The following is a 24,971-nucleotide window of genomic DNA, read 5'->3' on the forward strand; positions in this document are numbered from 1 at the left end:
CACTCTTAACGGAACTGGTTTAGGAATTTTAAATCGTTTTCGAAAAACGCACGTAAGTCATTTACGCCATAACGCAACATCGTCAAGCGCTCAACACCCATACCGAATGCAAAGCCTGTGTATTTTTCTGGATCAATACCCACTGATTTAAGAACGTTAGGGTGAACCATGCCACAGCCTAATACCTCTAACCACTTGCCGTTTTTACCCATAACATCAACCTCAGCTGATGGCTCAGTAAATGGGAAGTAAGAAGGACGGAAACGAATTTCCATATCTTCTTCAAAGAAGTTACGTAAGAAGTCGTGCAGAATACCTTTTAACTCAGTGAAGCTTACATCTGTATCAACCATTAAGCCTTCCACTTGGTGGAACATTGGCGTGTGTGTTTGGTCGTAATCGTTACGATAAACACGACCTGGAGAAATGATGCGCAGTGGTGGCTGCTCAGTTTCCATCGTACGGATTTGTACACCACTTGTTTGTGTACGTAACACAAGCTTAGGGTTGAAATAGAAAGTATCGTGATCAGCACGTGCAGGATGGTGCTCAGGAATATTTAGCGCATCGAAGTTATGAAAATCATCTTCAACTTCAGGACCTGATTTAACCGCAAAACCTAACTCACCAAAAAAGCTTTCAATACGTTCAATAGTACGAGTTACTGGGTGTAAGCCACCTGTTGGCATAACACGACCCGGTAAAGTTACGTCGATCGTTTCTGCCGCTAGCTTCTCTTCAAGAGCCTTACTTGCTAGTAACTCACGCTTTTCGTTAATGGCTGTTTGTACTTCTTGTTTTGCTTGGTTAATCACTTGACCCGCTTCTTTACGCTCTTCAGGAGCAATCTTGCCTAGCGTTTTAAGTAAGTTGGTGATTTCACCTTTTTTACCAAGGTAATTAACCCTGATATCTTCTAATTGCGCGATTTCGTTCGCACTGGCAACAGCCTCTAGTGCTTGCGCTAAAATATTTTCTAAGTTCATTGAGTACCTGGTCTTTCACAGAAGGATTTTGTAATAGCTAATGATAACTGAAAGCAAGGACTAGATTCTAGCCCTACTAAAGCTTTAACGTTGATTTTATAAAAGGAATTGTTAATTTTCTTTGTGCAGCCATTGAGGCGTGGTCAAGTTTGTCTAAAACGTCCAATAATGCACGCATATCGCGGCTTAATCGCGTTAATAAAAAACGCGCACACTCATCCGTCAATTCAAGGCCACGCATATGAGCACGGCGCACGAGCGCTTCGGCTTTGTCATCATCGCTCATAGAACGGATCTGTAATGTTGTGCCCCATTTCAAACGAGAAACTAAGTCAGGTAAATTGATATGTAGCATGTCAGGTAATAAATCAGCTGTGACCACAAGGTATTTGCCAGGCTCATTGAAGCGATTGAAAAAGTTAAACAATCCTTTCTCCCACGCATCGTTGCCTGCCACCAAGTGCACGTCATCGATACATAACACGTCAAGGTTTTCGAGACCTTCAAGTACCACAGGACCGAAGTCAATCACTTCACGCATTGAAAGTAACATGGTTGATAAACCGCGCTCTTGAGCGTGAATACAGGTCGCGTACAACAGATGCGACTTACCTGAATCACCCAAACCGCATAAATAGGTATATTGAAATTTGTTACTCAGCTTTGTGAACGCATCTTTAAGGTGGCTCACTTCAAGCGAGTTTTCGCCACCAAAATAAGAAGTAAATGTTTCATCATCTGGCAAAGTAACTGGCAATGCCATTTGCATTGGTTCTTGCACTGCGATTAAAGCCCCTGCCACTGATATTCAAGCTCGTCTTTATTGACCACTTGGTAAAAATCACGCGGGTCTTGATACGCTTTAAAGGCACTATCAAGTTCTAACGCTTTTCTAAAGTCGTTCATGCTGCCTGTATGATTAACTGTAAATTGTACGGTATCGGGTGTACGCACAGATATTACGGCACGAGTAACAACACTTAAGCTCTCTAAACGGCGTTTAGCAAATTCAATATCAACAAAGTTATTGATACCTTTTAGATAGAAGGTTGCTGTCGCAAGTTGACCAATCATCGTTGGATCAATGGCATATTCTGCTGCTAAGCCACCTGCTAGACTATCAATCATATCTGCAACAATTTGCTGTTTATCACCCATCAAACGATTAGTATCGAATAATTCCGCATTAGTGAAACGCCAATCAAGGATCCAGGTTTCTGAATCAGCTTGTTGATACATTCTTGCAGTAATACTGCGCTCTGCACTATAACGACTCGATGCACGCTCTACAGGCTCAGAAAAATTACCCCATACTTCTGGTATCCCAACAATAGCACGGTCTTCTAAATCAAGCAGTGGCACAACAACAGGTAAACCACGACGACCTGCTTTGTCGTATATAAGCTGTTCAAGCTGTGGGTATGATTCTTGAGTAACCAGTTCACGGCGCCAGTTATCTTCAATAGCTAACCAGATCGCCACTAAAGGACGACGTGTCCCCCAAAGAGGCAGGCCAAGATCTTTGATCAATGCATTAATTTTATTCGCTTCAAATTTAACAACTAGATTTAAACTGCCATCTGCTTTTTCATCATATTCAAATTTGAGCATATAATCAGAAATGTCGCGGGTACGATCTTTAGCAACAGGGTTTTGATCTGCGCTAGTGTCCCCACTTACTTTCACTAACACATTTAGCAGCGCTTCACGACTTGCTGCCAAACGAGCATCACGTGATTTGTCTGCGACTTTAAGAGTATCTTGATATAAATTAGTCACCTCAACAGCGAAGGTTGAAGCACTCGAAAAAAATAATAATAAACAAATAAGTAATCTAGACACAGGCCATTAGTTCTTGCTTTTAAACTGATTTGATCCTAAATCAAAGCCATAAACAAAGCAAAGTTAATTTAATGAACGGTAGCTGAGCAAGTTCGTGAGTTACGAGAGTATAGTTAGCGAGGGGAAAGTTGTAAGAGTAAAGTTTGGAAATCTGCCCAACCTACCAGGAGAATGAACAGGGTTAGCTTAGAATGACTCTGTACTAAACAACCCCACTGTTCAACTTTACCCTTGCTAACTAGCAACTCGCTAACTATTTAGCCATGAATGTGTTTGTTAAGGTCTAGATTCGGCACTGAAGTGCCTCCTACGGAGGTTGTTGCTGAGGGTGACTCTGTACAAAACAACCCCGCAGTTCAACTGACCTCTAATATCTGACATCTGATGTCTCTGTATTTCAACTGACGTATGACGGCTGAAAGCTGACAGCTCCAGACGCAAAAAAGCCCGACTCTTTCGAATCGGGCTTTCTCTAATTTGGAGCCTGGCGATGTCCTACTTTCACATGGCAAATGCCACACTATCATCGGCGCTGTTTCGTTTCACTACTGAGTTCGGCATGGGGTCAGGTGGGTCCAAAACGCTATTGTCACCAAGCAAATTTGGTTTTAATTCGCTCTTTTGAGCAAATTAATAAATCTGGAATTCTGATATCAAGTAAATGTCTACTTTAGTAACTTAACTTCTGTTCGTTACGCTGTCATAAAACGCGTTTGGCGTTGTATGGTTAAGCCTCACGGGTAATTAGTACAGGTTAGCTTAATGGCTCACACCACTTCCACATCCTGCCTATCAACGTTGTAGTCTTCAACGGCCCTTCAGAGACTTTAAAAGTCTAGTGAGAACTCATCTCGAGGCCTGCTTCGCGCTTAGATGCTTTCAGCGCTTATCAGTTCCGAACGTAGCTACCGGGCAATGCCATTGGCATGACAACCCGAACACCAGCGGTTCGTTCACTCCGGTCCTCTCGTACTAGGAGCAACCCCTCTCAATTCTCAAACGCCCACGGCAGATAGGGACCGAACTGTCTCACGACGTTCTAAACCCAGCTCGCGTACCACTTTAAATGGCGAACAGCCATACCCTTGGGACCGACTTCAGCCCCAGGATGTGATGAGCCGACATCGAGGTGCCAAACACCGCCGTCGATATGAACTCTTGGGCGGTATCAGCCTGTTATCCCCGGAGTACCTTTTATCCGTTGAGCGATGGCCCTTCCATTCAGAACCACCGGATCACTATGACCTACTTTCGTACCTGCTCGACGTGTCTGTCTCGCAGTTAAGCTGGCTTCTACCATTACACTAACCGTACGATGTCCGACCGTACTTAGCCAACCTTCGTGCTCCTCCGTTACTCTTTGGGAGGAGACCGCCCCAGTCAAACTACCCACCAGGCACTGTCCGTAACCCCGATAAGGGGCCGACGTTAGAACATCAAAACTACAAGGGTGGTATTTCAAGGACGGCTCCACAAAAACTAGCGTTTCTGCTTCAAAGCCTCCCACCTATCCTACACATGTAGGTTCAATGTTCAGTGCCAAGCTGTAGTAAAGGTTCACGGGGTCTTTCCGTCTAGCCGCGGGTACACAGCATCTTCACTGCGATTTCAATTTCACTGAGTCTCGGGTGGAGACAGCGTGGCCATGGTTACACCATTCGTGCAGGTCGGAACTTACCCGACAAGGAATTTCGCTACCTTAGGACCGTTATAGTTACGGCCGCCGTTTACCGGGGCTTCGATCAAGAGCTTCGTCCGAAAACTAACCCCATCAATTAACCTTCCGGCACCGGGCAGGTGTCACACCGTATACGTCATCTTGCGATTTTGCACAGTGCTGTGTTTTTAATAAACAGTCCCAGCCACCTGGTCACTGCGGCTCCCGTCCGCTTAGAGAGCAAGTCTCATCACAGATAGGAGCGTACCTTCTCCCGAAGTTACGGTACGATTTTGCCTAGTTCCTTCACCCGAGTTCTCTCAAGCGCCTTAGTATTCTCTACCTGACCACCTGTGTCGGTTTGGGGTACGATTCGGTATAATCTGAAGCTTAGAGGCTTTTCCTGGAAGTATGGCATCAACAACTTCACCACCTTAGTGGCTCGTCTCGTGTCTCAGTCTTAAGAGTCCGGATTTTCCTAAACTCTCAACCTACTCACTTTCACATGGACAACCAACGCCATGCTTGTTTAGCCTGCTCCGTCCCCCCATCGCAATTATACCAAGTACGGGAATATTAACCCGTTTCCCATCGACTACGCCTTTCGGCCTCGCCTTAGGGGTCGACTTACCCTACCCTGATTAACATGGGATAGGAACCCTTGGTCTTCCGGCGTGCGGGTTTTTCACCCGCATTATCGTTACTCATGTCAGCATTCGCACTTCTGATACCTCCAGCATACCTCCCGGTACACCTTCAACGGCTTACAGAACGCTCCCCTACCACTCAAACATAGTTTGAATCCGCAGCTTCGGTGCATAGTTTAGCCCCGTTACATCTTCCGCGCAGACCGACTCGACCAGTGAGCTATTACGCTTTCTTTAAAGGATGGCTGCTTCTAAGCCAACCTCCTGGCTGTCTGGGCCTTTCCACATCGTTTCCCACTTAACTATGACTTTGGGACCTTAGCTGGCGGTCTGGGTTGTTTCCCTCTTCACGACGGACGTTAGCACCCGCCGTGTGTCTCCCGGATAGTACTTTACGGTATTCGGAGTTTGCAAAGGGTTGGTAAGTCGGGATGACCCCCTAGCCTTAACAGTGCTCTACCCCCGTAAGTATTCGTCCGAGGCTCTACCTAAATAGATTTCGGGGAGAACCAGCTATCTCCCGGTTTGATTAGCCTTTCACTCCTAGCCACAGGTCATCCCCTAACTTTTCAACGTTAGTGGGTTCGGTCCTCCAGTTGATGTTACTCAACCTTCAACCTGCCCATGGCTAGATCACCGGGTTTCGGGTCTATACCTTGCAACTCAACGCCCAGTTAAGACTCGGTTTCCCTACGGCTACCCTAATCGGTTAACCTCGCTACAAAATATAAGTCGCTGACCCATTATACAAAAGGTACGCAGTCACCCTCGAAGGGCTCCTACTGCTTGTACGTACACGGTTTCAGGTTCTATTTCACTCCCCTCACAGGGGTTCTTTTCGCCTTTCCCTCACGGTACTGGTTCACTATCGGTCAGTTGGGAGTATTTAGCCTTAGATGATGGTCCACCTATATTCAGTCAAAGTTTCACGTGCTCCGACCTACTCGATTTCACTTAAGATGCATTTTCGTGTACGGGACTATCACCCTGTATCGTCAAACTTTCCAGAATGTTCCACTAACACATAATAAGCTTAAGGGCTGGTCCGGTTTCGCTCGCCGCTACTTCCGGAATCTCGGTTGATTTCTGTTCCTACGGGTACTTAGATGTTTCAGTTCTCCGCGTTCGCCTCTTACACCTATGTATTCAGTGCAAGATACCTGCAAGCAGGTGGGTTTCCCCATTCGGAAATCCTAATCTCAAGCGCTTTTTACTAGCTTGACTAGGCTTATCGCAAGTTAATACGTCCTTCATCGCCTCCAACTGCCAAGGCATCCACCGTGTACGCTTAGTCACTTAACCATACAACCCAAACGGGTCTTTGTTAGTGACAGCTGTTAACTTCGCCAGAAGTTAATTCATCAAATAATGATGAGAATACTAAAGTAGATACCAATTAATCTTTCGATTAATGGCATATTTTTTACTTTTGAAAACTCTTTATAGATACGAATATCTATAAGAATTTTAATATCAGCTTTCCAAATTTTTAAAGAGCATATTAATTAGTTAAACCAAAGCGGTTTAGCTAACTAACAATCATCTGTGTGGACACTACGAACAAATAAGTTCTAAATCGTATAAGGAGGTGATCCAGCCCCAGGTTCCCCTAGGGCTACCTTGTTACGACTTCACCCCAGTCATGAATCACTCCGTGGTGAACGTCCTCCCGAAGGTTAGACTATCCACTTCTGGAGCAACCCACTCCCATGGTGTGACGGGCGGTGTGTACAAGGCCCGGGAACGTATTCACCGCGTCATTCTGATACGCGATTACTAGCGATTCCGACTTCATGGAGTCGAGTTGCAGACTCCAATCCGGACTACGACGCACTTTAAGTGATTCGCTTACCCTCGCAGGTTCGCAGCACTCTGTATGCGCCATTGTAGCACGTGTGTAGCCCTACACGTAAGGGCCATGATGACTTGACGTCGTCCCCACCTTCCTCCGGTTTATCACCGGCAGTCTCCTTAGAGTTCCCGACCGAATCGCTGGCAACTAAGGATAGGGGTTGCGCTCGTTGCGGGACTTAACCCAACATCTCACAACACGAGCTGACGACAGCCATGCAGCACCTGTATCAGAGTTCCCGAAGGCACCAAACCATCTCTGGTAAGTTCTCTGTATGTCAAGTGTAGGTAAGGTTCTTCGCGTTGCATCGAATTAAACCACATGCTCCACCGCTTGTGCGGGCCCCCGTCAATTCATTTGAGTTTTAACCTTGCGGCCGTACTCCCCAGGCGGTCTACTTAATGCGTTAGCTTTGAAAAACAGTTCCGAAGAACCGAGCTTCTAGTAGACATCGTTTACGGCGTGGACTACCAGGGTATCTAATCCTGTTTGCTCCCCACGCTTTCGTACATGAGCGTCAGTGTTGACCCAGGTGGCTGCCTTCGCCATCGGTATTCCTTCAGATCTCTACGCATTTCACCGCTACACCTGAAATTCTACCACCCTCTATCACACTCTAGTTTGCCAGTTCGAAATGCAGTTCCCAGGTTGAGCCCGGGGCTTTCACATCTCGCTTAACAAACCGCCTGCGTACGCTTTACGCCCAGTAATTCCGATTAACGCTCGCACCCTCCGTATTACCGCGGCTGCTGGCACGGAGTTAGCCGGTGCTTCTTCTGTAAGTAACGTCACAGCTAAGTGCTATTAACACTTAACCTTTCCTCCTTACTGAAAGTGCTTTACAACCCGAAGGCCTTCTTCACACACGCGGCATGGCTGCATCAGGCTTGCGCCCATTGTGCAATATTCCCCACTGCTGCCTCCCGTAGGAGTCTGGGCCGTGTCTCAGTCCCAGTGTGGCTGATCATCCTCTCAAACCAGCTAGGGATCGTCGCCTTGGTGAGCCATTACCTCACCAACTAGCTAATCCCACTTGGGCTAATCTTATGGCGTGAGGCCCGAAGGTCCCCCACTTTGGTCCGTAGACATCATGCGGTATTAGCAGTCGTTTCCAACTGTTGTCCCCCACCATAAGGCATATTCCCAAGCATTACTCACCCGTCCGCCGCTCGTCAGCAAAGTAGCAAGCTACTCTCTGTTACCGCTCGACTTGCATGTGTTAGGCCTGCCGCCAGCGTTCAATCTGAGCCATGATCAAACTCTTCAATTAAAAGTTTTTTCTGTCCCGAAGGACATGCTCAATGAATTCTGAATTTTGATATCTTTCGATATCGAATTGACTGTGCTGAAACAAGTAAACTTGTTTCCGTTGGTCACTCAGTTCAATTGAGACTCTAAATTTGTTTGCGTTACTTAGTAAACTAAGCTTCGCTGTTAGAACTCAATCTGTACGAGTGCCCACACAGATGATTGCTTTATATTGTTAAAGAACGTTGCGACGTTGTCGCTAGGGATGCGTATAATACATCCTTAATTTTTCGAGTCAACACTTAATTTTAAACTTTCTTTTTAGACCGTTTTAAACCGAAGTTTTACTTAACTCTCTGTCACGTTGTTCAGCGCTTTTCATTACTGCCCGCCGTGTCAGTGGATGCGCATTATAGGGAGATGGATTTTTAACGCAAGCGCTTTTTGAAGGTTTTTTTGATTATTTTCAAATTATTCAGATACCCACCAAATGCAAACATGTTACCCACAAACACATGTGGATAACTGAGGTTTTTTAGCAGAATAACTAAACTCTCCTCGCTTGTTATGGTAACTTGCGCCGCAGATTTTCCACTCGCTCACAAGGCAAGAAAAATGACAGACATTATAAATAGTATAAGTGGTCTCCTTTGGGGTCACATTCTGGTTTACCTTTTAATAGCTGCGGGGCTATTTTTTACTCTTCGACTCGGTTTTATCCAATTCACTCAATTTCCACATATGATCAAAGTGATGTTTCAGAGCCGCCAAGGTTCTGGTGAGGGCATTTCTTCATTCCAAGCTTTTTGTACTTCATTAGCTGCACGAGTTGGAACAGGTAATATGGCGGGGGTTGCTGTTGCACTTTATTTAGGTGGTGCCGGTGCAATTTTTTGGATGTGGCTTATTGCTTTAATAGGTATGGCGACAAGTTTTGCCGAAAGTACCCTTGCCCAAGCATATAAAACGGTCGATGAAGATGGCAACTTCCGTGGTGGCCCTGCTTATTATATGGAATATGGGTTAGGCAAACGCTGGATGGGCGTGATCTTTTCTCTTTGCCTTATTCTAGCTTTTGGCTTGGTATTTAATGCTGTTCAATCAAACTCTATTGCTGCTGCATTTGATGTTGCGTTTGGTATTCCAAACTATGTTGTAGGTATCGGCTTAGTATTAGGGTCAGGTATTATCATTTTCGGTGGCTTAAAAACTATTTCACGTTTTGCAGAAATGGTTGTGCCATTTATGGCGCTGGCTTATTTGTTAGTTGCACTTTATGTATGCGCCATGAACTACGATTTATTAGCCAATGTATTTATGCATGTTATTAATAGTGCCTTTGGTATCGAGCAAGCAGGCGCAGGTGCAATTGGTTATGGTGTTATGCAGGCGATGATCCAGGGTATTAAACGTGGCTTATTCTCTAATGAAGCAGGTATGGGTAGCGCTGCAAATGCAGCAGCAACGGCAACACCTAACCCACCGCACCCTGCCTCACAAGGTTATGTGCAAATGCTCGGTGTATTTGTAGATACTATTATCATTTGTACTGCTACTGCAGCCCTTATTTTATTATCACAACAACTTATACCTGATTCAGGTGTGACAGGTATTGCATTGACACAAGCTGCCCTTGAAGAACATGTTGGTAGCTGGGGAGCTACTTTTGTTGCAATTGCAATTTTATTTTTTGCATTTACCTCGATTGTTGCAAATTATTCTTACGCCGAAACCAATTTATTGTTCTTGGAGCATAACCATGCATCGGGCATGTTGATTTTCCGATTACTGGTACTTGGTATGGTGATGTTTGGTGCGCTCGGTGAATTACCATTAGTATGGACCCTTGCCGATATTTCGATGGGATTAATGGCTATTGTTAACGTCATCGCTTTGTTTATGTTATCAGGCGTCGTTATTTGGCTTGCAAAGGATTACAACTCACAACGTAAAGCAGGTAAATTACCTACTTTCGACCCTTCGCAAAACAAAAAGCTCGATCAAACTATTCCTAAAGGCGCGTGGCGTAAATAATCACGTTTAGTAAATACTTAATTAGGGAGCGCTTGCGCTTCCTTTTTTGTATTTGTTAACTTTTCAAAGGCTGACATGATAAATGCAATTTGTTGCTCGGTAAGTTTGGACTCAAGCTTAGCAATAAGCTGCTCTTTAATTTGATCTTTTAATGCTTGTTTTTGTTCTACGAATAACAGTGGCTGTGTCTGTTGCTGATAAGATTGTACAGCACTAAGCATATCCATCACCACCTCATTATCAAAATCGGTTAGCGCCGCTTTCGCATTACTAATAGCCTGTTCTGATTTATCGTAGACGGTCGATACTTTATCAACAAGCACGCTCACCTCATGAATTTTCAGAACGTCGTTAATGTTCGACATAATAATCGCAACAGGAATAAGTACTAACGAGATCGCTAGACAAAGCCCAAATACGGCGCCTACCCAAAACTGATTTAAGCCACGTTTAAATTGTTCCATTCTCTTTCCTTGATCCTATTTATTGAATTCAGTAGTGCTGAAAACTTGAAAACGCACTAGCTGATTTAAAAAGACTAAGGAAACTATAGAGCTATTTTGGCAATAAAAAAATAGTTAGATTAGGTTATAAAAAGAAATATAAATGAAATAGAGGAGAGGTATTCTATATAAATGGTGCCCGGGGCCGGACTTGAACCGGCACGCTGTTACCAGCGAGGGATTTTAAATCCCTTGTGTCTACCAATTCCACCACCCGGGCATCGGGTAGCTCGTAAGAGCATGTGGAGTATTATATGGAGGCGGAACCCGGAGTCGAACCGAGGTAGACGGATTTGCAATCCGCTGCATGGCCACTCTGCCATTCCGCCTTATCGCTTCCAAATAATTGGAGCGGCACACGAGGCTCGAACTCGTGACCTCAACCTTGGCAAGGTTGCGCTCTACCAACTGAGCTAGTGCCGCAAATTTGTTTCTGTCAGTATTTTGTCCGCTGGTGCACAACCTTGGGGTTGCGATGATAACGTTCTGGCAACTGAGCTAGTGCCGCAAATTTGTTTCTTTATCCAATAAACTATTTAAGTTTAAATGGTGCCCGGGGCCGGACTTGAACCGGCACGCTGTTACCAGCGAGGGATTTTAAATCCCTTGTGTCTACCAATTCCACCACCCGGGCATCGGGTTTGCTATTTAAAAGCAAGTGGATAAAGCTAATATGGAGCGGCACACGAGGCTCGAACTCGTGACCTCAACCTTGGCAAGGTTGCGCTCTACCAACTGAGCTAGTGCCGCATCATATTAACTCTAGAGTTAAATAATAATTTTAAAACCACATTTGGTATTGCAGTTAACCACAAAATGGTGCCCGGGGCCGGACTTGAACCGGCACGCTGTTACCAGCGAGGGATTTTAAATCCCTTGTGTCTACCAATTCCACCACCCGGGCATCGGGTTGCTCATAGAGCGCGTGGAGTGTTGAATGGAGGCGGAACCCGGAGTCGAACCGAGGTGGACGGATTTGCAATCCGCTGCATGGCCACTCTGCCATTCCGCCAAATTAGATAATTGGAGCGGCACACGAGGCTCGAACTCGTGACCTCAACCTTGGCAAGGTTGCGCTCTACCAACTGAGCTAGTGCCGCTTTCTTTATCTTGGGGGCTATGCCCTCTCAACACGGACGCATTCTACAGAGATTATTAAACGCGTCAATATAAAAAATGCTAGTTTTGAACTGTTTGCTTATTTTTTATCTAAAACGGTGTGTAATTAAACGTTTAGGATCAATTTTTGGTCAATTCTGACCATGCTGCTATTAAATACTGCAACATAGAACTAAGCGTTAAGAATGTTGCAATGTATAAAAGACCATAACTTAAGTAGATCATCCATGTATCAAACTGCCAAATCAAACCAATAATGGCTAGCATTTGTGCCGCAGTTTTAAACTTGCCCATGTTTGATACAGCTACGTTGTCACGTTTACCCTGCTCTGCCATCCATTCACGTAATGCAGAGATAACAATTTCACGACTAATAATCACTAATGCCGGAATAGTCATATATAAGGTTTGATAATGACTCGATAAAGCAACCAGTGCCGCACACACCATTACTTTATCTGCAACCGGATCTAAGAACGCACCAAATGGCGTTGACTGATTTAAACGACGTGCTAGATAACCATCAAGGATATCTGTGATCGACGCAAGCCAGAAAACAAACGCAGCAGCGAAAAATGCCCATGAGAAAGGCAAATAAAATATCACCAAAAAAATGGGGATAAGAAAAAGTCTAAAGGTTGTGAGTGTGTTTGGAATATTCCACATAACTACTTGGAGATGTCTTTTTTTCTATATTCGCACGAAGGCTACGCCTTGTCATGCAAATGATTAAATATCTTCTCAGCCATTTCAGGGCTGATCCCAGGAACTTGTTTTAATTGGTCTATATTAGCAGCTTTTACCCCTTGCATGCCCCCTAAATATTTTAATAATGCTTGTCGGCGCTTTTGTCCAACGCCAGTAATTTCTTCTAATAATGAGTGTGTGCGTTGTTTTTGGCGTTTATTACGATGCCCAGCAATGGCAAAACGGTGCGACTCATCACGTATATGCTGAATCAAATGCAGTGCTGGCGCATCTGAATCAAGTGGAATTGTTTTACGTCCGCCATCAATTAATAGCGTTTCTAACCCAGGCTTTCGACTTGTGCCTTTTGCAACACCCACCAGCAATGGCATTTTATTATGCGGCCAGTTTTCAAAATATTGCTCAGCACGAGATAGTTGCCCTTTACCCCCATCGATAAAGATAACATCGGGTATTTTTTCTTCATCGACTACTTTGTTGTAACGTTTGTTAAGTGCAAATTCCATCGCGGCATAATCATCGCCACCGGTGATGCCGGTAACATTAAAACGGCGATACTCTTTATTGTTAGGTCCTTGTGAATCAAACACCACACAACTTGCAACCGTGTTTTCACCCATTGTATGGCTGATATCAAAACATTCCATGCGATTAATATCATCGAGACGTAATGTTTCTTTTAATTGTGCGTAACGTTTATTAATGGAGTCTTGGGTACTTTGCTTAACACTAATGCTATTAAGGGCATTTTTATTAGCAAGCTTTAAATACTGTGCTCGCTCACCTCGATTGGCAACTTTTAAACTGACTTTACGCTCAGAGATTGCCGTAAGTGCTTCACTTAAAGGCTCACTTTCTTCAATACTGAACGGTAAGATAATTTCTTTGGCAATGCGCCCCGTTGCACCAGGTGCTAAATAATACTGACCTAAAAACGAAGTCAGTATTTCTTCTTCACCGGAATCTTTAGGTACTTTTGGGAAATAGGTTTTGCTGCCTAGCACTTTGTGATCGCGGATCATTAATAAATGAACCGCATTTAAACCATTTAAATGCGCAAAGCCAATCACATCCATTTCCGCATGATTACCCGAAATAGATTGTTGCTCCTGCATTTTTCGAAGTAGCATAATTTGGTCACGCACTTTGGCAGCAAGCTCAAATTTGAGCTCTTTGCTCGCTTGCTCCATCTTGGTGATTAAATCAGCAATGACTTCATGAGATTTGCCCAGCAAAAACTTGCGAACAAAATCAACTTCTTGTCGATATTCTTCATCGGAGATTTTATTTACACACGGCGCAGAGCAGCGTTTTAACTGATATTGTAAACATGGACGGCTTCTAGCTCGGTAATACGCATCTTCACATTGGCGAACCGGAAAGATTTTTTGCATTAAACGCAAACTTTCTGATACCGCTCCTGCACTTGGGAATGGACCAAAGTATTCGCCTTTAATTTTTCGGCTGCCGCGATGAAACGCCAGACGCGGGTGCGTGTGATCAGTTAAAAGAATATACGGATATGACTTATCATCTCGTAACAGAATATTGTAACGAGGCTGATATTTTTTAATTAGGTTGTTTTCGAGTAATAAGGCTTCCGTTTCGGTGTTGGTCAGGGTGACCTCAATACCGCAAATATTACTTACTAAGACACGCGTTTTACTATCAGTGACATTACTTCGAAAGTAACTACTAACGCGCTTTTTTAGATTTTTTGCCTTACCGACATAGATAACTTGCCCTTCACTATCAAGCATTCGGTAGACACCGGGCTCACTTGATAGTGTTTTTAGAAAACGGGCTGGTTCGAAATCAGACATTGAGCAAATTAATGCGAACTATCAATGTCGATCATTTTATGACGAATTGCTAAATGAGTAAGTTCAACATCACCACCCACATTTAGCTTTTCAAACATGCGATAGCGATAGCTATTCACTGTTTTTGAACTCAAGTTTAAACGTTCTGCAATGTCTTGCGCTTTCTCACCTTTGGTGATCATCAGCATGATTTGCAGCTCACGCTCAGATAAACTCTGGAATGGGTTTTCATCTGTACGGCCACTTACCTGCGCAAGAGCAATTTGCTGTGCAATTTCAGGTGCAATATAACGTTGGCCTGCATTCACCGCACGAATGGCGTTAACCATTTCATCAGAGCCGGCACCTTTTGTCAGATAACCATGAGCACCGATTTGCATTACTTTACTTGGGAATGGATCTTCACAATGCACAGTAAGCACAATAATTTTTACATCTGGGCAATAACGACAGATTTTCTTCGTCGCTTCTAAACCGCCAATACCTGGCATATTCATGTCCATCAACACGATATCAGGTGAATGCTGGCGACAAAATTGCACCGCTTCTTCACCGGTTTTAGCTTCACCCACCACTTTAAAACCACGAACATCATCAAGTATACGTCTGATCCCTGTCCGTACAAGCTCATGGTCATCAACTAAAAGTACATTAATCAATGGAACACCCTCAAAAAACCCAAATAGCTGCTTTCGCACAATTTAATGTGCCACATTAGCACAGAAAAAGTGAAACGATAAATCAAAATATCGTTTCACTAATTAATTTTATGCCGAGGCTTTCTCGCTAAAACGATCAACCCATAAAGCAATAATACCATCACCCGTTACATTACACGCGGTACCAAAGCTATCTTGTGCTAAATAAAGTGCAATCATCAGTGCAACTGCACCTTCATTAAAGCCAAGCATACTTGTTAGTAAGCCCAGTGCTGACATAACAGCGCCGCCTGGAGCACCAGGTGCAGCAATCATTACAACACCTAACATCATAATAAACGGCAACATACCAAATAGTGATGGTACATCCATATTCGGTGATAAGAACATCACAGCCATTGCACATGTCACAATCGTGATTGTTGAACCAGACAAGTGAATGGTTGCGCATAAAGGCACGGTAAAGTTAGCAACGTCTTCTTTTACGTTATTTGCTTTGCTTGAACGAAGTGAAACAGGAATTGTTGCAGCACTCGACATCGTACCTAAAGCAGTAAAATAAGCGGGTAGCATGTTTTTTACAAGCTCTAATGGATTACGCTTTAGAAGTAGTCCCGTTGAAACATATAAAAATGTTAACCATAACCAATGCATAATTAATGCAGCTAATAAAACAATGCCAAAGGTTTGTAAGGTATCAACCACTGTGCCTGCGACTGTCATTTCAGCAAATACACCGGCGATGTAAAAAGGTAACGCTGGGATAATCACTTTTGCTAATAAAGCATCGATAACATCACGGCCTTGGTCAGACACTTTTTTCAGTGTTTCAAGTTGTAATTGACTCATGCCAATGCCAAACACAAATGCGGTCACTAATGCCGTCATTACACTCATTAAAGGCGGGATTTCTAAATCAATAAAGCTGCCTACTTCTGTTGCTACTTCGGCTTCAAACGTTAAACCCCCATCAAATAATGGGATCATGGCACTTACCAGTAGAAACGCTAAAGTACCCGCGATTATTGTTGACCCATAAGCAAACCCAACTGTTTTGCCTAACAAGTGGCCTGAACCTTTTGGTAAGCCAGCAATACCTGATGCAATAAAAAATAAAATAATCAGGGGAATAGTAAAGGTGATCAACTGACCTATTATTTCTTTTACTGTGTAAAGGAGTTCAACACCTGTTAGTGGCACATATAAGCCCACTAAGATACCAGCAACAATACCGGCAATTAATTTTAGAATTAACTTCATAACGATCACTTCAATTTTTAGGTGGTAATCTTTTACCACGTTTTAGTTTAATTTTGTTATAAAACAGCCAAATTAACGTTTAACTGCGCAAATTACCACCACAGCTTGTCAGAATCTAATTTGAACGTAAATATATGCGCCCTGTCGCGTTGCATTTGTTAACAATGTTGCAAATTAATAACATGCTCGCAGTTTTGAATACCCGTATAGTGCTTATGTATAAATCAATGTTAAGTGCCGCTCTATTGAGCGTGCCTTTTACTACCTTGGCCACCAGCCAACCTTTCACCCTCCCTTTTATTGCAGAGCAAGCAACAATTGATGGCAAGCTAAATGAGCCAAGTTGGCAACGTGCAAAAAAAATCACCATAGACAACGTCACTTGGCCCTATGAGAACAGTAAAAGCCCAGTTACCACCCACGCCTATGTTTATGAAGATGGCGAAACACTTTTTATTGGCTTTGAGGCGAACGACCCTAACCCGGAACTTATTCGTGCTTTTTACCGTGACCGAGATGCGGCATGGGATGATGACTTAGTTGGTCTAAAAATTGATTCATACAATAATTCTCAATTAGCGTATCAATTTTTTATCAATCCACTTGGTGTACAGCAAGATTCAATAGAAAACGAACTGACTAAACATGAGAGCTCATCATGGGATGGTATTTGGGATAGTGTGGGTGTTATTCACGAAAACGGATACACCGTTGAAGTTGCAATCCCCTTACGCGTACTAAATTTTGACGACAGCGTGGCAAGTAAAACCATGGCAATGGAGTTTTTACGTTTTTTACCGCGCAGTGAACGTTTACGTATCTCAAGTATGCAGATTGACCATGGTAACAACTGTTGGATTTGCCAAATGCCAAGTTACCAAGGCTTTGAACAAGCGAAGCAAGGCAACAACGTGGCAATTATTCCATCGGTGGTGCTTGGCAAAAATGATACCCGTGATATTGATGGCTCAGAAGTGGCAGATTGGCAGTCAGAAAACAATACTGAAGCCAGTCTCGATGTTAAATGGGGGATCACCCCAGATATTACTTTAAATGCGACCATTAATCCTGATTTTTCTCAGGTCGAAGCGGATGTTGCACAATTGAGCGTGAACAATAATTTCAGTTTGTTCTTCCCTGAAAAGCGCGCCTTCTTTTTAGATAACGCTGACTACTTTGCCTCAACACTTAACCTTATTCATACCCGTAATATTGCCCAACCAGATTACGGCACGAAAATCACCGGCAGCAAAAATGGCCATACATTTGCCGGTTTCATTGCCAATGACACACAAACAAATGTGTTGATCCCGGGCAATTTAGGTTCATCGCTTGTCGCCCTCGACGAAAAAGGTGAAAACGGTGCCCTGCGTTATCGATACGATTTTGAATCAGGGTTATCACTTGGCTCAACGGCAACACACAGACAAAGTGAAGACTACAAGAACACGGTTTACAGTATTGATAGTAAATACAAACCAACAGTCAACGATGTTTTTTTAGTGCAAGTATTAAAGTCACAAACGCAATACAGCCAAGACTTCATAGATGAGTTATGTGATGGAGATAACTGCTCACAGCCAGAGCAAGTAAGCTGTGAATTAAATAGTGACTGCGACTACAACGAAGGCGTACTGCGTGTTTTAAGTAAAGAACAGCAATCAGGCACTGGTTACTACGTAAAGTATCAACATGACGAGAAATATTGGCGTGCCTTCGCTGATTATAATTATCGCGATGCCGATTTGAGAGCAGACTTAGGTTTTATCTCACAAGTTGATTTTAAAAAGTTTACGACTGGGGGTGAATACCGTTGGTATGGTGATAAAGGTAATTGGTGGAATCGCGCAAACCTTTATGCCGATTGGGATATTACTCATAACGAAAAGAACGAACTTCTTGAAAAAGAAGCACAGACTAGCTTTTCTGTGAGTGGTCCATTACAAAGCTTTTTTGAGCTGTCTGTTGAACACAGAAACCGAACCGGCCTTCGTCATGATAAATCACGTTTAGATATTGATGGCAACACAGATATGTTTAGCGAAAATGGCGTTGGCTTTTATAGTGACTTTAAGCCAACCGCTGGGGTATTTGCTTCTTTATTTATGTATACAGGTAATGCTGTAGACTTAGCGAATAACCGCGTTGGTGATAAATTCCATATTCGCCCAGTACTGAATATGAATCTTGGTAAACATTTTGAAGTACGTTTACGTCATACTTATGAGCAGCTTGAGGCTGATGGCAGCGAAGTATTTACCGCTAATTTAAGTGATGTGCGTTTAACTTATCAATTCAACGTAAATAGCTTTGTACGCCTTGCAGTCATATATACTGACTTAGAGCGTAATCAAGCTAATTACATAGATGATGTTGATAGCCAATATAAAAACCTCGCCACTCAACTATTGTATTCTTACAAGTTGAATCCGCAAACGGTATTCTTTGCTGGCTACTCTGATAATGGCTACCAAGATGACGAGCTTTCATCAATCACCAAAGAGCAGCGCACCTTATTTGCTAAATTTAGCTACGCTTGGTTACTCTAACCTGACTTTGCGCACCTTTGGGTGCGCGCCCTTCTTTTCCCACCTTATTACTAAATGCTATAAGCCTATTCGCTATATGTTATAGCCAAACTTTACTTTCGTTTTTTATTCACCACAGTAAAGTGTGACTATTACAGATCGCTGGCCTAAGCTAGTTGATCAACGATTGAATAAATTGCTTCCAAGGGAACACTATGTCTAACATTTTTGAAGATAATTCATTAACGATTGGTAATACACCAATTGTAAAGCTTAACCGCGTAACCTCAGGTAATGTTTTTGCTAAAGTAGAATCACGTAACCCAAGCTTTAGTGTTAAATGCCGTATTGGCGCTTCAATGATCTGGGAAGCAGAAAAGTCAGGCGTTTTAACCAAAGACAAAGAGCTAATCGAGCCTACATCTGGTAACACAGGTATCGCCCTTGCGTTCGTAGCGGCTTCTCGTGGCTATAAGTTAACCCTGACTATGCCTAACACAATGAGCTTAGAGCGTCGTAAACTATTAAAAGCGTTAGGTGCTAACCTAGTATTGACTGATGGCGCTAAGGGTATGAATGGCGCGATTGAAAAAGCAAAAGAAATTCAAGCAAGTGAGCCTGAAAAATACATCCTTTTACAACAGTTCGAAAACCCAGCCAACCCGAAAATTCACTTTGAAACAACGGGTCCTGAAATCTATGAAGCAATGGACGGTAAAATCGACATCTTCGTAGCAGGTGTTGGTACAGGTGGTACTATTACAGGTGTTAGCCGTTACCTTAAATTAGAAAAAGGGTTAAATGTACAATCTGTTGCTGTTGAGCCAACTAACTCACCTGTTATTAGCCAAACTTTAGCTGGCGAAGAAATTAAACCGGGTCCTCATAAAATTCAAGGTATCGGTGCAGGCTTCATCCCTGGCAACCTTGATTTAGAAGTGATTGATGCCGCAGAGCAAGTATCAAATGAAGATGCGATTGCAATGGCTCACGAACTAATGAAAAACGAAGGGATTTTAGTGGGTATTTCTTCTGGTGCTGCAGTCGTTGCTGCAAAGCGCCTTGCTGAAAAACCTGAAAACGCAGACAAAAATATCGTGGTAATTTTACCAAGTGCAACTGAGCGTTATTTATCTAGCCCATTATTTGCTGAAGAATTCAGCGACAAAGAGCTTGTTCAGTAATAACAACTAAGTTTTCAAAGAAGGATGCAGAGATGCATCCTTTTTTATTATCTAAAATAAATAAAACCAATAATTTTACCGAGTTAACTTTACATCAAGCTGATTTAGTCACACACTTAATCTCAAGTTAACTCGTAAAACAACAACAATGAAAAATATACTCTTAATTTTTGTTCTATTAAGTAGCTGCTTTCTTTTCGGTTGCGGTTCTGAAGATGCGCCAAAAGGCGAAAAAAACACCCCAGGTAATGTGGCGACTCTGTATTTCGATGCTTTATATAACCAAAACGATTTGAACCTTGCTATGGAATACGCCACCCCAAAAATGGCGCGTATTATGAAATCTTACGGTACCGCTGGGCAGTTCGCTCGCAACCTAGTCAATATGCAATACGACGAGGTGGTAATTGAAGTCGATATGACCAATATGAGTCTACGCGAACAATACGGTGATAAAGCCAATATCAACTTAATCTTCACAGGCTACTTTAACGGTAAAAAAGTTGATGATATGCGTAGTGTGAAAATGATGCGTAAAAAAGGCAATTGGTACATAGAAAAAATCAATGCCGATCCATTTGCACGTTGATTAATTACTAAAACTAAAAAAGGGCCTGAAGGCCCTTTTTTTGGTAAGAGTATAACTGCAGAACAGTATGGATATTACTCTTCGTCAAACTCTTGCTGTTGACGCTGTGCAGGACGCGCTAAGATCTCAACGTAGAACGATGTAAGCCCTTTAGCTTCAATATCGCTGATACATTTATTAATCTCTGCCACGTGAACGACATTGGCCTCATCCGCTGATTCACCAAACTTACAGTCAAACGCCCAATAATCGGCATCTGCTGGGAGTGTTTTATTACGCTCACGTTTTAAGTATTTTTTTACTTCGTGCTTGGCTGCATCAACCATACGAGGGTATTTAATTTTCTCGTGGTTTAGCGTGAATGTTTTCTTCATTATAGTCCTAGTAACTTGGTTCAATGACAATGGCATTAAGCCATAGGCTGCTATTATAACAAGCACAACTTAATTTAGCTGTACTTTTTATTAATTATTAAGCTTATTCTTAGTTTATTCGTAGTCTATGACAGTTCGATTAAGCCACTTATGCCTATGCTGTAGCTAAATGTAGGGGTTGATGTATCGCCTCGTCGGTAAGGCTATCATAAAATGCAGCAGCGTCAATTTGTGGGCGCTCCACGGGTTTATTTTTTTCATAAAAGCGTTTTCTAACTGCGGGCTCACAGTTATCAATCACTTCAAGTGGCACATGCAGCTTATCATCACGGACATTCAGCGGTTCTGGGTTTAAGCAATGATGTAACCTAATATCCGACAAACCACCTTGCAGTAATTTAAATGCATTGTCTTGGCCTATCATCATATCGAATTGTTCAGGAGCTAATGGTTGTGATGGACCAGCACCGAGTTCTTTACGCAGAACCGATTCAGATACATCAGGACTGGTTAATTCTGTTTTTGGCAGGTGAAACTGGCTAAAATCGAGCGCATCATGAGAAAGCATTGCTAGTAATAAAGCAAACTCTCCCGAGCGGTGCTCGTGTACACTTTTATTTAGACGATTATCGAGTTGACTCTCAGTGAGCAACAAACCATCAATCTGCATAGTCTTTAGCCAAATAGTTTCTTGATTAACCAGTTATCGGCATTTATGCATTTTTCTTTAGTTTTTTTCTTTACTTAAATAATCAGTTTGCTATTATCAGCGCCGTTGCATTGGAGGGGTTCCCGAGCGGCCAAAGGGATCAGACTGTAAATCTGACGGCTCAGCCTTCGCTGGTTCGAATCCAGCTCCCTCCACCACTTTCCTTCTTAGAAAAGTGGGGCCAAATGCAATAGTAAAAATCTGTGTGGAGGGGTTCCCGAGCGGCCAAAGGGATCAGACTGTAAATCTGACGGCTCAGCCTTCGCTGGTTCGAATCCAGCTCCCTCCACCACTCTTTACTCTTTCTACCTTTACTCTTTCTAACTTTACTCTCGCTAACTTAAGCTACCAACTCAAACTGCTTCCATTTGCTTTAAGCCATTGCTCTGCTTTTTTATAATTTGGATAAAACTGGCTCACACGTTGCCAGAACTTAGCGCTATGGTTCATATGCAAAAGATGCGCAAGTTCGTGTACAACCACATAATCAATCACCCAGGTTGGCGCACTTGCTAAATGCAGATTAAAAGTCAGCTCGCGGCGCTTATTACAACTGCCCCAACGACGTTTATAATGTTGAATTTTAAGCTTTGTAGGGAGTGCTTCAGACATCTGTAAACAATAATCATGAACACGCATTTCAATATAGCTCTCAAGCTTTTCATGTAAAAACTGCTCAAGCAATGCTAAATAGTTAGCTTCTTGATGTTTGACGCGCGATGAAATAGATAAGGTAAGCTGAGCGTGTGCATCTTGTTGCCACATGCTTTTAGTGCCTTTAGCGAATACTATCGGCACGTTTTGCTCAAACAACTTAATAGTGGCGTTTACTAATGGCAGTTGACGGCGTTCAGCATGAATGGATTGTTTGGCAATTTGTTCAGCAACCCAATCTTGCTTGGTCTTTAGCCAGGCATCAATCTCAGTTTGTGGAACATAAAAAGGTGCATAAACAGTGAGTTTCTGCTGGGCAACTTTAATTGCCACTGTGGTTCTGCGTTTACTGCGCTTTAAGGTGTAATTCAACAAAGATAAGCCAATTCAATTAATAAATATGAGAGATTCCATTTTACCCTGCCAAATAGCTGCTAATCTATAAAGATGACCCACAAATAAGTTTTCATCCTTATGCCTGACAAACCATGTTGCAGTTATATTTCCCCAACAGGTAACAAGTGCCAAGAGACAGACATGGGTTCTGGGTTTTGCTTTTGGCATGATAGTAAATTTGACAAATCAGGACTAGATCTAACCCAAAAATTAGAGCGCTATGCAAAAAAAGGCGGCTTATTAGAAGGCTTGCAACTGCAAAGAGCGAATCTTTCGGGGTTAAACCTGATCAAACAGGATGACGAGGAAGGGTATGATCTCTCTTATTGTAATTTTTATCGTGCAAATTTAACGGGTGCTCATTTATTTAATAATAAAATAGCCAACGCTTCATTAATGAAAGCCAATTTACATAGTGCGAGTTTGCATTACTGTGATTTAAAGAATACCAACTTACTAGGTATTAAGCTCAACGACAGTCGAATTGATAATATCGAGCTGGGCGAGCAGTTATTACAAGAATCAGCCGCATTTAAAGCACGCAAAAATAAGCAGCATGCTGAAGCACGAGACTTATTTGAGCAATCCGAAGAAATATATCGCAATTTAAGAAAAGCCTCTGAACATCAAGGGCTTTTTGAGCTCGCCGGTAACTTCACCTACAAAGAATTAAGAATGCGCCATGCGCAATACCGCAAAGGCTCAACCAAACAAATTACTTCTAGCTTTATTGATATGCTCTGTGGATATGGAGAAAAGCCCGAAAACGTCATTCGCTTTAGTCTTTCATTGATCATTTGCTGTGCATTTTGTTATTTCTTATTTGGGGTAAGTTACCAGAATTCTGTCATGCAACTGAGTTTTGAAAACTCATTTCAAAGCAATTTATCGGCGCTACTAAATAGTTTTTACTTTAGCGTGGTCACTTTTACCACGCTTGGGTATGGTGACATTACGCCAATAGGTTTTTCGAGGTTAATCGCTGCCATAGAAGCATTTTGTGGTAGCTTCTCGCTGGCTTTATTCGTCGTTGTTTTTGTAAAGCGTATGACTCGCTAACGCATAATGTATGAACCTATATGCTCTTTCGCCTGATACATTTTTTTATCTGCACGATTAATTAACTCCTCAGCATCGACCGTGCTATCAAGAGGCGCTGCTATAAGACCAAAACTTAAATGAAGCTCAGGGTATTGTTGTTCGAATGCAGCTATGAGTTTTTCACAAATACTAAAGGCGCTATCTAACTCGCAATCTGGTAAGATTATACAGAATTCATCCCCTCCATAACGACACGGTATATCAATCTCGCGAATATTTTCAAGTAAGTATTGCCCTATATATTTAAGGACTTCATCCCCTTTTAAATGCCCTTGTGTATCATTCACTGATTTAAAATCATCAAGATCAAAATAAACAACCGTTAATGGCGATTTGTGACGTCTGGCTCTGGCAAGGTCGCGTTGTAATAGCTCTTGCATGACACGCCGATTGTAGAGGTTAGTAAGTGGGTCAAGCTTAGCGAGCTTCTCAAGTTCTTGAGTACGCTGAGCGACTTTTTCTTCAAGGCCTTTCGCGTAGACTTCGGTGCGGCGTTTCGCATTTTCAATTTCGCCCACTAAGCTATCAATATACGTATCAAAAACCAAGGTCGTATCAAAGTAAATTAATTTATCAATGATGTTAAGGGTATGATTTAATTCTTCTTGATCGCTTATTGTGGTGCGAAGTACATTAAAAATGAGCTCTTTTAAAGTACACACAGCCGATAAGTAAAGCTTTGGTTCAACACCAATACGCTTATGTACCATTCCAATCCGTAAGCGGTTGTTAACATACTCATGTTCGTAACGGCCACAAAATAAATCGATTATATACTGCCTTTGCGCATCCCTGAGTCGTGTTAAAGTATCTGCATCACCAATTAATAACGAAATTTCATCTACTTCGGTTTGTTTTTTATAAAACTCATTAACCACATTTTCAATGGCTGACTCTATAATGGGCTTGTAGTTTAATAATGATGAGAGACTGTTTGAAGTCAGCCCTAATAAGCTCATTCTGTGTTGGATTTCTACATCATTAATTTGCATTTGTTCAACTAAAGTTTGCTCGGTTCTTCTCATCTACCCACCTCGAACTACTCCTTTTTAATTAAATATAGCCAAGGTTTTGAATCCTACGTACTTAAGTGATAGG

The 24,971-nt window shown here is 42.6% G+C and carries 17 protein-coding genes, 10 tRNA genes and 3 rRNA genes; 7 read left to right on the plus strand and 23 right to left on the minus strand.

The annotated features are described in order from the left end of the window. Positions 1 to 5 precede the first annotated feature (5 nt). The 6 genes from pheS to P4S60_RS10020 all read right to left on the minus strand — a co-directional run bounded on the left by pheS (position 6) and on the right by P4S60_RS10020 (position 8,254). Positions 6 to 986: a phenylalanine--tRNA ligase subunit alpha gene (gene pheS, locus P4S60_RS09995; protein ID WP_062568835.1), complete on the minus strand. Its 981-nt coding sequence runs from the start codon at positions 984 to 986 to the stop codon at positions 6 to 8. A 76-nt stretch (positions 987 to 1,062) separates the two neighbouring features. After that, positions 1,063 to 1,773: a DnaA regulatory inactivator Hda gene (gene hda, locus P4S60_RS10000; protein ID WP_337116851.1), complete on the minus strand. Its 711-nt coding sequence runs from the start codon at positions 1,771 to 1,773 to the stop codon at positions 1,063 to 1,065. After that, positions 1,773 to 2,828, minus strand: coding sequence for a DUF2066 domain-containing protein (locus P4S60_RS10005; protein ID WP_337115865.1), 1,056 nt, complete (start codon positions 2,826 to 2,828; stop codon positions 1,773 to 1,775). Before P4S60_RS10005 ends, hda begins: the two co-directional genes overlap by 1 nt. Before the next feature lie 482 nt (positions 2,829 to 3,310). Continuing rightward, a 5S ribosomal RNA gene (rrf, locus tag P4S60_RS10010) occupies positions 3,311 to 3,425 on the minus strand. A 126-nt stretch (positions 3,426 to 3,551) separates the two neighbouring features. Next, a 23S ribosomal RNA gene (locus tag P4S60_RS10015) occupies positions 3,552 to 6,434 on the minus strand. 279 nt (positions 6,435 to 6,713) lie between these two features. Continuing rightward, positions 6,714 to 8,254: ribosomal RNA gene (locus P4S60_RS10020) — 16S ribosomal RNA — on the minus strand. The 16S, 23S and 5S rRNA genes sit together here, the layout of an rRNA operon. A gap of 593 nt (positions 8,255 to 8,847) precedes the next feature. On the opposite strand from P4S60_RS10020, the gene P4S60_RS10025 reads away from it, so the two are divergent. Further along, positions 8,848 to 10,266, plus strand: a complete 1,419-nt coding sequence (locus P4S60_RS10025; RefSeq protein ID WP_337115866.1) for an alanine/glycine:cation symporter family protein — start codon at positions 8,848 to 8,850, stop codon at positions 10,264 to 10,266. 17 nt (positions 10,267 to 10,283) lie between these two features. Here P4S60_RS10025 and P4S60_RS10030 read toward each other — a convergent pair whose 3' ends face one another. From P4S60_RS10030 to P4S60_RS10090, 13 genes are all read right to left on the minus strand, one after another. Next, positions 10,284 to 10,730 carry a hypothetical protein gene (locus tag P4S60_RS10030; protein WP_337115867.1) on the minus strand — a complete coding sequence of 149 codons (447 nt, stop codon included), beginning with the start codon at positions 10,728 to 10,730 and terminating at the stop codon, positions 10,284 to 10,286. Positions 10,731 to 10,902: 172 nt separating this feature from the next. Then, a tRNA-Leu gene (locus P4S60_RS10035) sits at positions 10,903 to 10,989 on the minus strand. A gap of 35 nt (positions 10,990 to 11,024) precedes the next feature. Further along, positions 11,025 to 11,098, minus strand: a tRNA-Cys gene (locus P4S60_RS10040). Between the two features lie 18 nt (positions 11,099 to 11,116). Continuing rightward, positions 11,117 to 11,192, minus strand: a tRNA-Gly gene (locus P4S60_RS10045). A gap of 124 nt (positions 11,193 to 11,316) precedes the next feature. Then, a tRNA-Leu gene (locus tag P4S60_RS10050) sits at positions 11,317 to 11,403 on the minus strand. Positions 11,404 to 11,443: 40 nt separating this feature from the next. Beyond that, a tRNA-Gly gene (locus P4S60_RS10055) sits at positions 11,444 to 11,519 on the minus strand. A 67-nt stretch (positions 11,520 to 11,586) separates the two neighbouring features. Then, positions 11,587 to 11,673: transfer RNA gene (locus tag P4S60_RS10060), tRNA-Leu, on the minus strand. A 34-nt stretch (positions 11,674 to 11,707) separates the two neighbouring features. After that, positions 11,708 to 11,781, minus strand: a tRNA-Cys gene (locus P4S60_RS10065). Positions 11,782 to 11,793: 12 nt separating this feature from the next. Next, positions 11,794 to 11,869, minus strand: a tRNA-Gly gene (locus tag P4S60_RS10070). A gap of 139 nt (positions 11,870 to 12,008) precedes the next feature. After that, positions 12,009 to 12,554, minus strand: coding sequence for a CDP-diacylglycerol--glycerol-3-phosphate 3-phosphatidyltransferase (gene pgsA, locus P4S60_RS10075; protein ID WP_063707169.1), 546 nt, complete (start codon positions 12,552 to 12,554; stop codon positions 12,009 to 12,011). A gap of 41 nt (positions 12,555 to 12,595) precedes the next feature. Beyond that, positions 12,596 to 14,419, minus strand: a complete 1,824-nt coding sequence (uvrC, locus tag P4S60_RS10080) for an excinuclease ABC subunit UvrC (RefSeq protein WP_337115868.1) — start codon at positions 14,417 to 14,419, stop codon at positions 12,596 to 12,598. Between the two features lie 8 nt (positions 14,420 to 14,427). Then, a complete protein-coding gene (gene uvrY, locus P4S60_RS10085; RefSeq protein WP_054553647.1) occupies positions 14,428 to 15,078 on the minus strand; it encodes a UvrY/SirA/GacA family response regulator transcription factor in 651 nt (216 codons plus the stop codon). 108 nt (positions 15,079 to 15,186) lie between these two features. Then, entirely contained in the window at positions 15,187 to 16,338 is a 1,152-nt protein-coding gene (locus P4S60_RS10090) for a dicarboxylate/amino acid:cation symporter (protein WP_105175327.1), read from the minus strand. 215 nt (positions 16,339 to 16,553) lie between these two features. On the opposite strand from P4S60_RS10090, the gene P4S60_RS10095 reads away from it, so the two are divergent. The 3 genes from P4S60_RS10095 to P4S60_RS10105 all read left to right on the plus strand — a co-directional run bounded on the left by P4S60_RS10095 (position 16,554) and on the right by P4S60_RS10105 (position 20,639). Continuing rightward, positions 16,554 to 18,887: a carbohydrate binding family 9 domain-containing protein gene (locus P4S60_RS10095; RefSeq protein ID WP_337115869.1), complete on the plus strand. Its 2,334-nt coding sequence runs from the start codon at positions 16,554 to 16,556 to the stop codon at positions 18,885 to 18,887. 194 nt (positions 18,888 to 19,081) lie between these two features. After that, entirely contained in the window at positions 19,082 to 20,050 is a 969-nt protein-coding gene (gene cysK / locus P4S60_RS10100; RefSeq protein WP_063707165.1) for a cysteine synthase A, read from the plus strand. Between the two features lie 148 nt (positions 20,051 to 20,198). Further along, a complete protein-coding gene (locus P4S60_RS10105) occupies positions 20,199 to 20,639 on the plus strand; it encodes a hypothetical protein (protein WP_063707163.1) in 441 nt (146 codons plus the stop codon). A gap of 74 nt (positions 20,640 to 20,713) precedes the next feature. On the opposite strand, the gene P4S60_RS10110 is transcribed toward P4S60_RS10105, so the two are convergent. Both P4S60_RS10110 and P4S60_RS10115 read right to left on the minus strand, forming a co-directional pair. After that, positions 20,714 to 21,013: a DUF6172 family protein gene (locus tag P4S60_RS10110; protein ID WP_063707161.1), complete on the minus strand. Its 300-nt coding sequence runs from the start codon at positions 21,011 to 21,013 to the stop codon at positions 20,714 to 20,716. Between the two features lie 154 nt (positions 21,014 to 21,167). Beyond that, the gene (locus P4S60_RS10115) at positions 21,168 to 21,683 is read right to left on the minus strand and encodes a VC2046/SO_2500 family protein (RefSeq protein WP_337115870.1); all 516 of its coding nucleotides are present in this window, start codon (positions 21,681 to 21,683) and stop codon (positions 21,168 to 21,170) included. A gap of 112 nt (positions 21,684 to 21,795) precedes the next feature. On the opposite strand from P4S60_RS10115, the gene P4S60_RS10120 reads away from it, so the two are divergent. Further along, positions 21,796 to 21,880 (plus strand) — tRNA-Tyr (locus tag P4S60_RS10120). A 49-nt stretch (positions 21,881 to 21,929) separates the two neighbouring features. Beyond that, positions 21,930 to 22,014 (plus strand) — tRNA-Tyr (locus tag P4S60_RS10125). A 53-nt stretch (positions 22,015 to 22,067) separates the two neighbouring features. On the opposite strand, the gene P4S60_RS10130 is transcribed toward P4S60_RS10125, so the two are convergent. After that, complete coding sequence (locus P4S60_RS10130; RefSeq protein ID WP_337115871.1) at positions 22,068 to 22,748, minus strand: M48 family metallopeptidase; 681 nt, start codon at positions 22,746 to 22,748, stop codon at positions 22,068 to 22,070. Positions 22,749 to 22,850: 102 nt separating this feature from the next. On the opposite strand from P4S60_RS10130, the gene P4S60_RS10135 reads away from it, so the two are divergent. Continuing rightward, positions 22,851 to 23,831 (plus strand): ion channel, encoded by a 981-nt coding sequence (locus P4S60_RS10135; RefSeq protein WP_337115872.1) that lies wholly within the window; start codon positions 22,851 to 22,853, stop codon positions 23,829 to 23,831. On the opposite strand, the gene P4S60_RS10140 is transcribed toward P4S60_RS10135, so the two are convergent. Further along, positions 23,828 to 24,898 carry a GGDEF domain-containing protein gene (locus P4S60_RS10140; RefSeq protein ID WP_337115873.1) on the minus strand — a complete coding sequence of 357 codons (1,071 nt, stop codon included), beginning with the start codon at positions 24,896 to 24,898 and terminating at the stop codon, positions 23,828 to 23,830. The genes P4S60_RS10135 and P4S60_RS10140 overlap by 4 nt on opposite strands. Positions 24,899 to 24,971: the final 73 nt, after the last annotated feature.

The organism is Pseudoalteromonas sp. Hal040 (assembly GCF_037162425.1).
In the GTDB taxonomy this organism is placed as follows: Bacteria; Pseudomonadota; Gammaproteobacteria; order Enterobacterales; family Alteromonadaceae; genus Pseudoalteromonas; species Pseudoalteromonas gelatinilytica.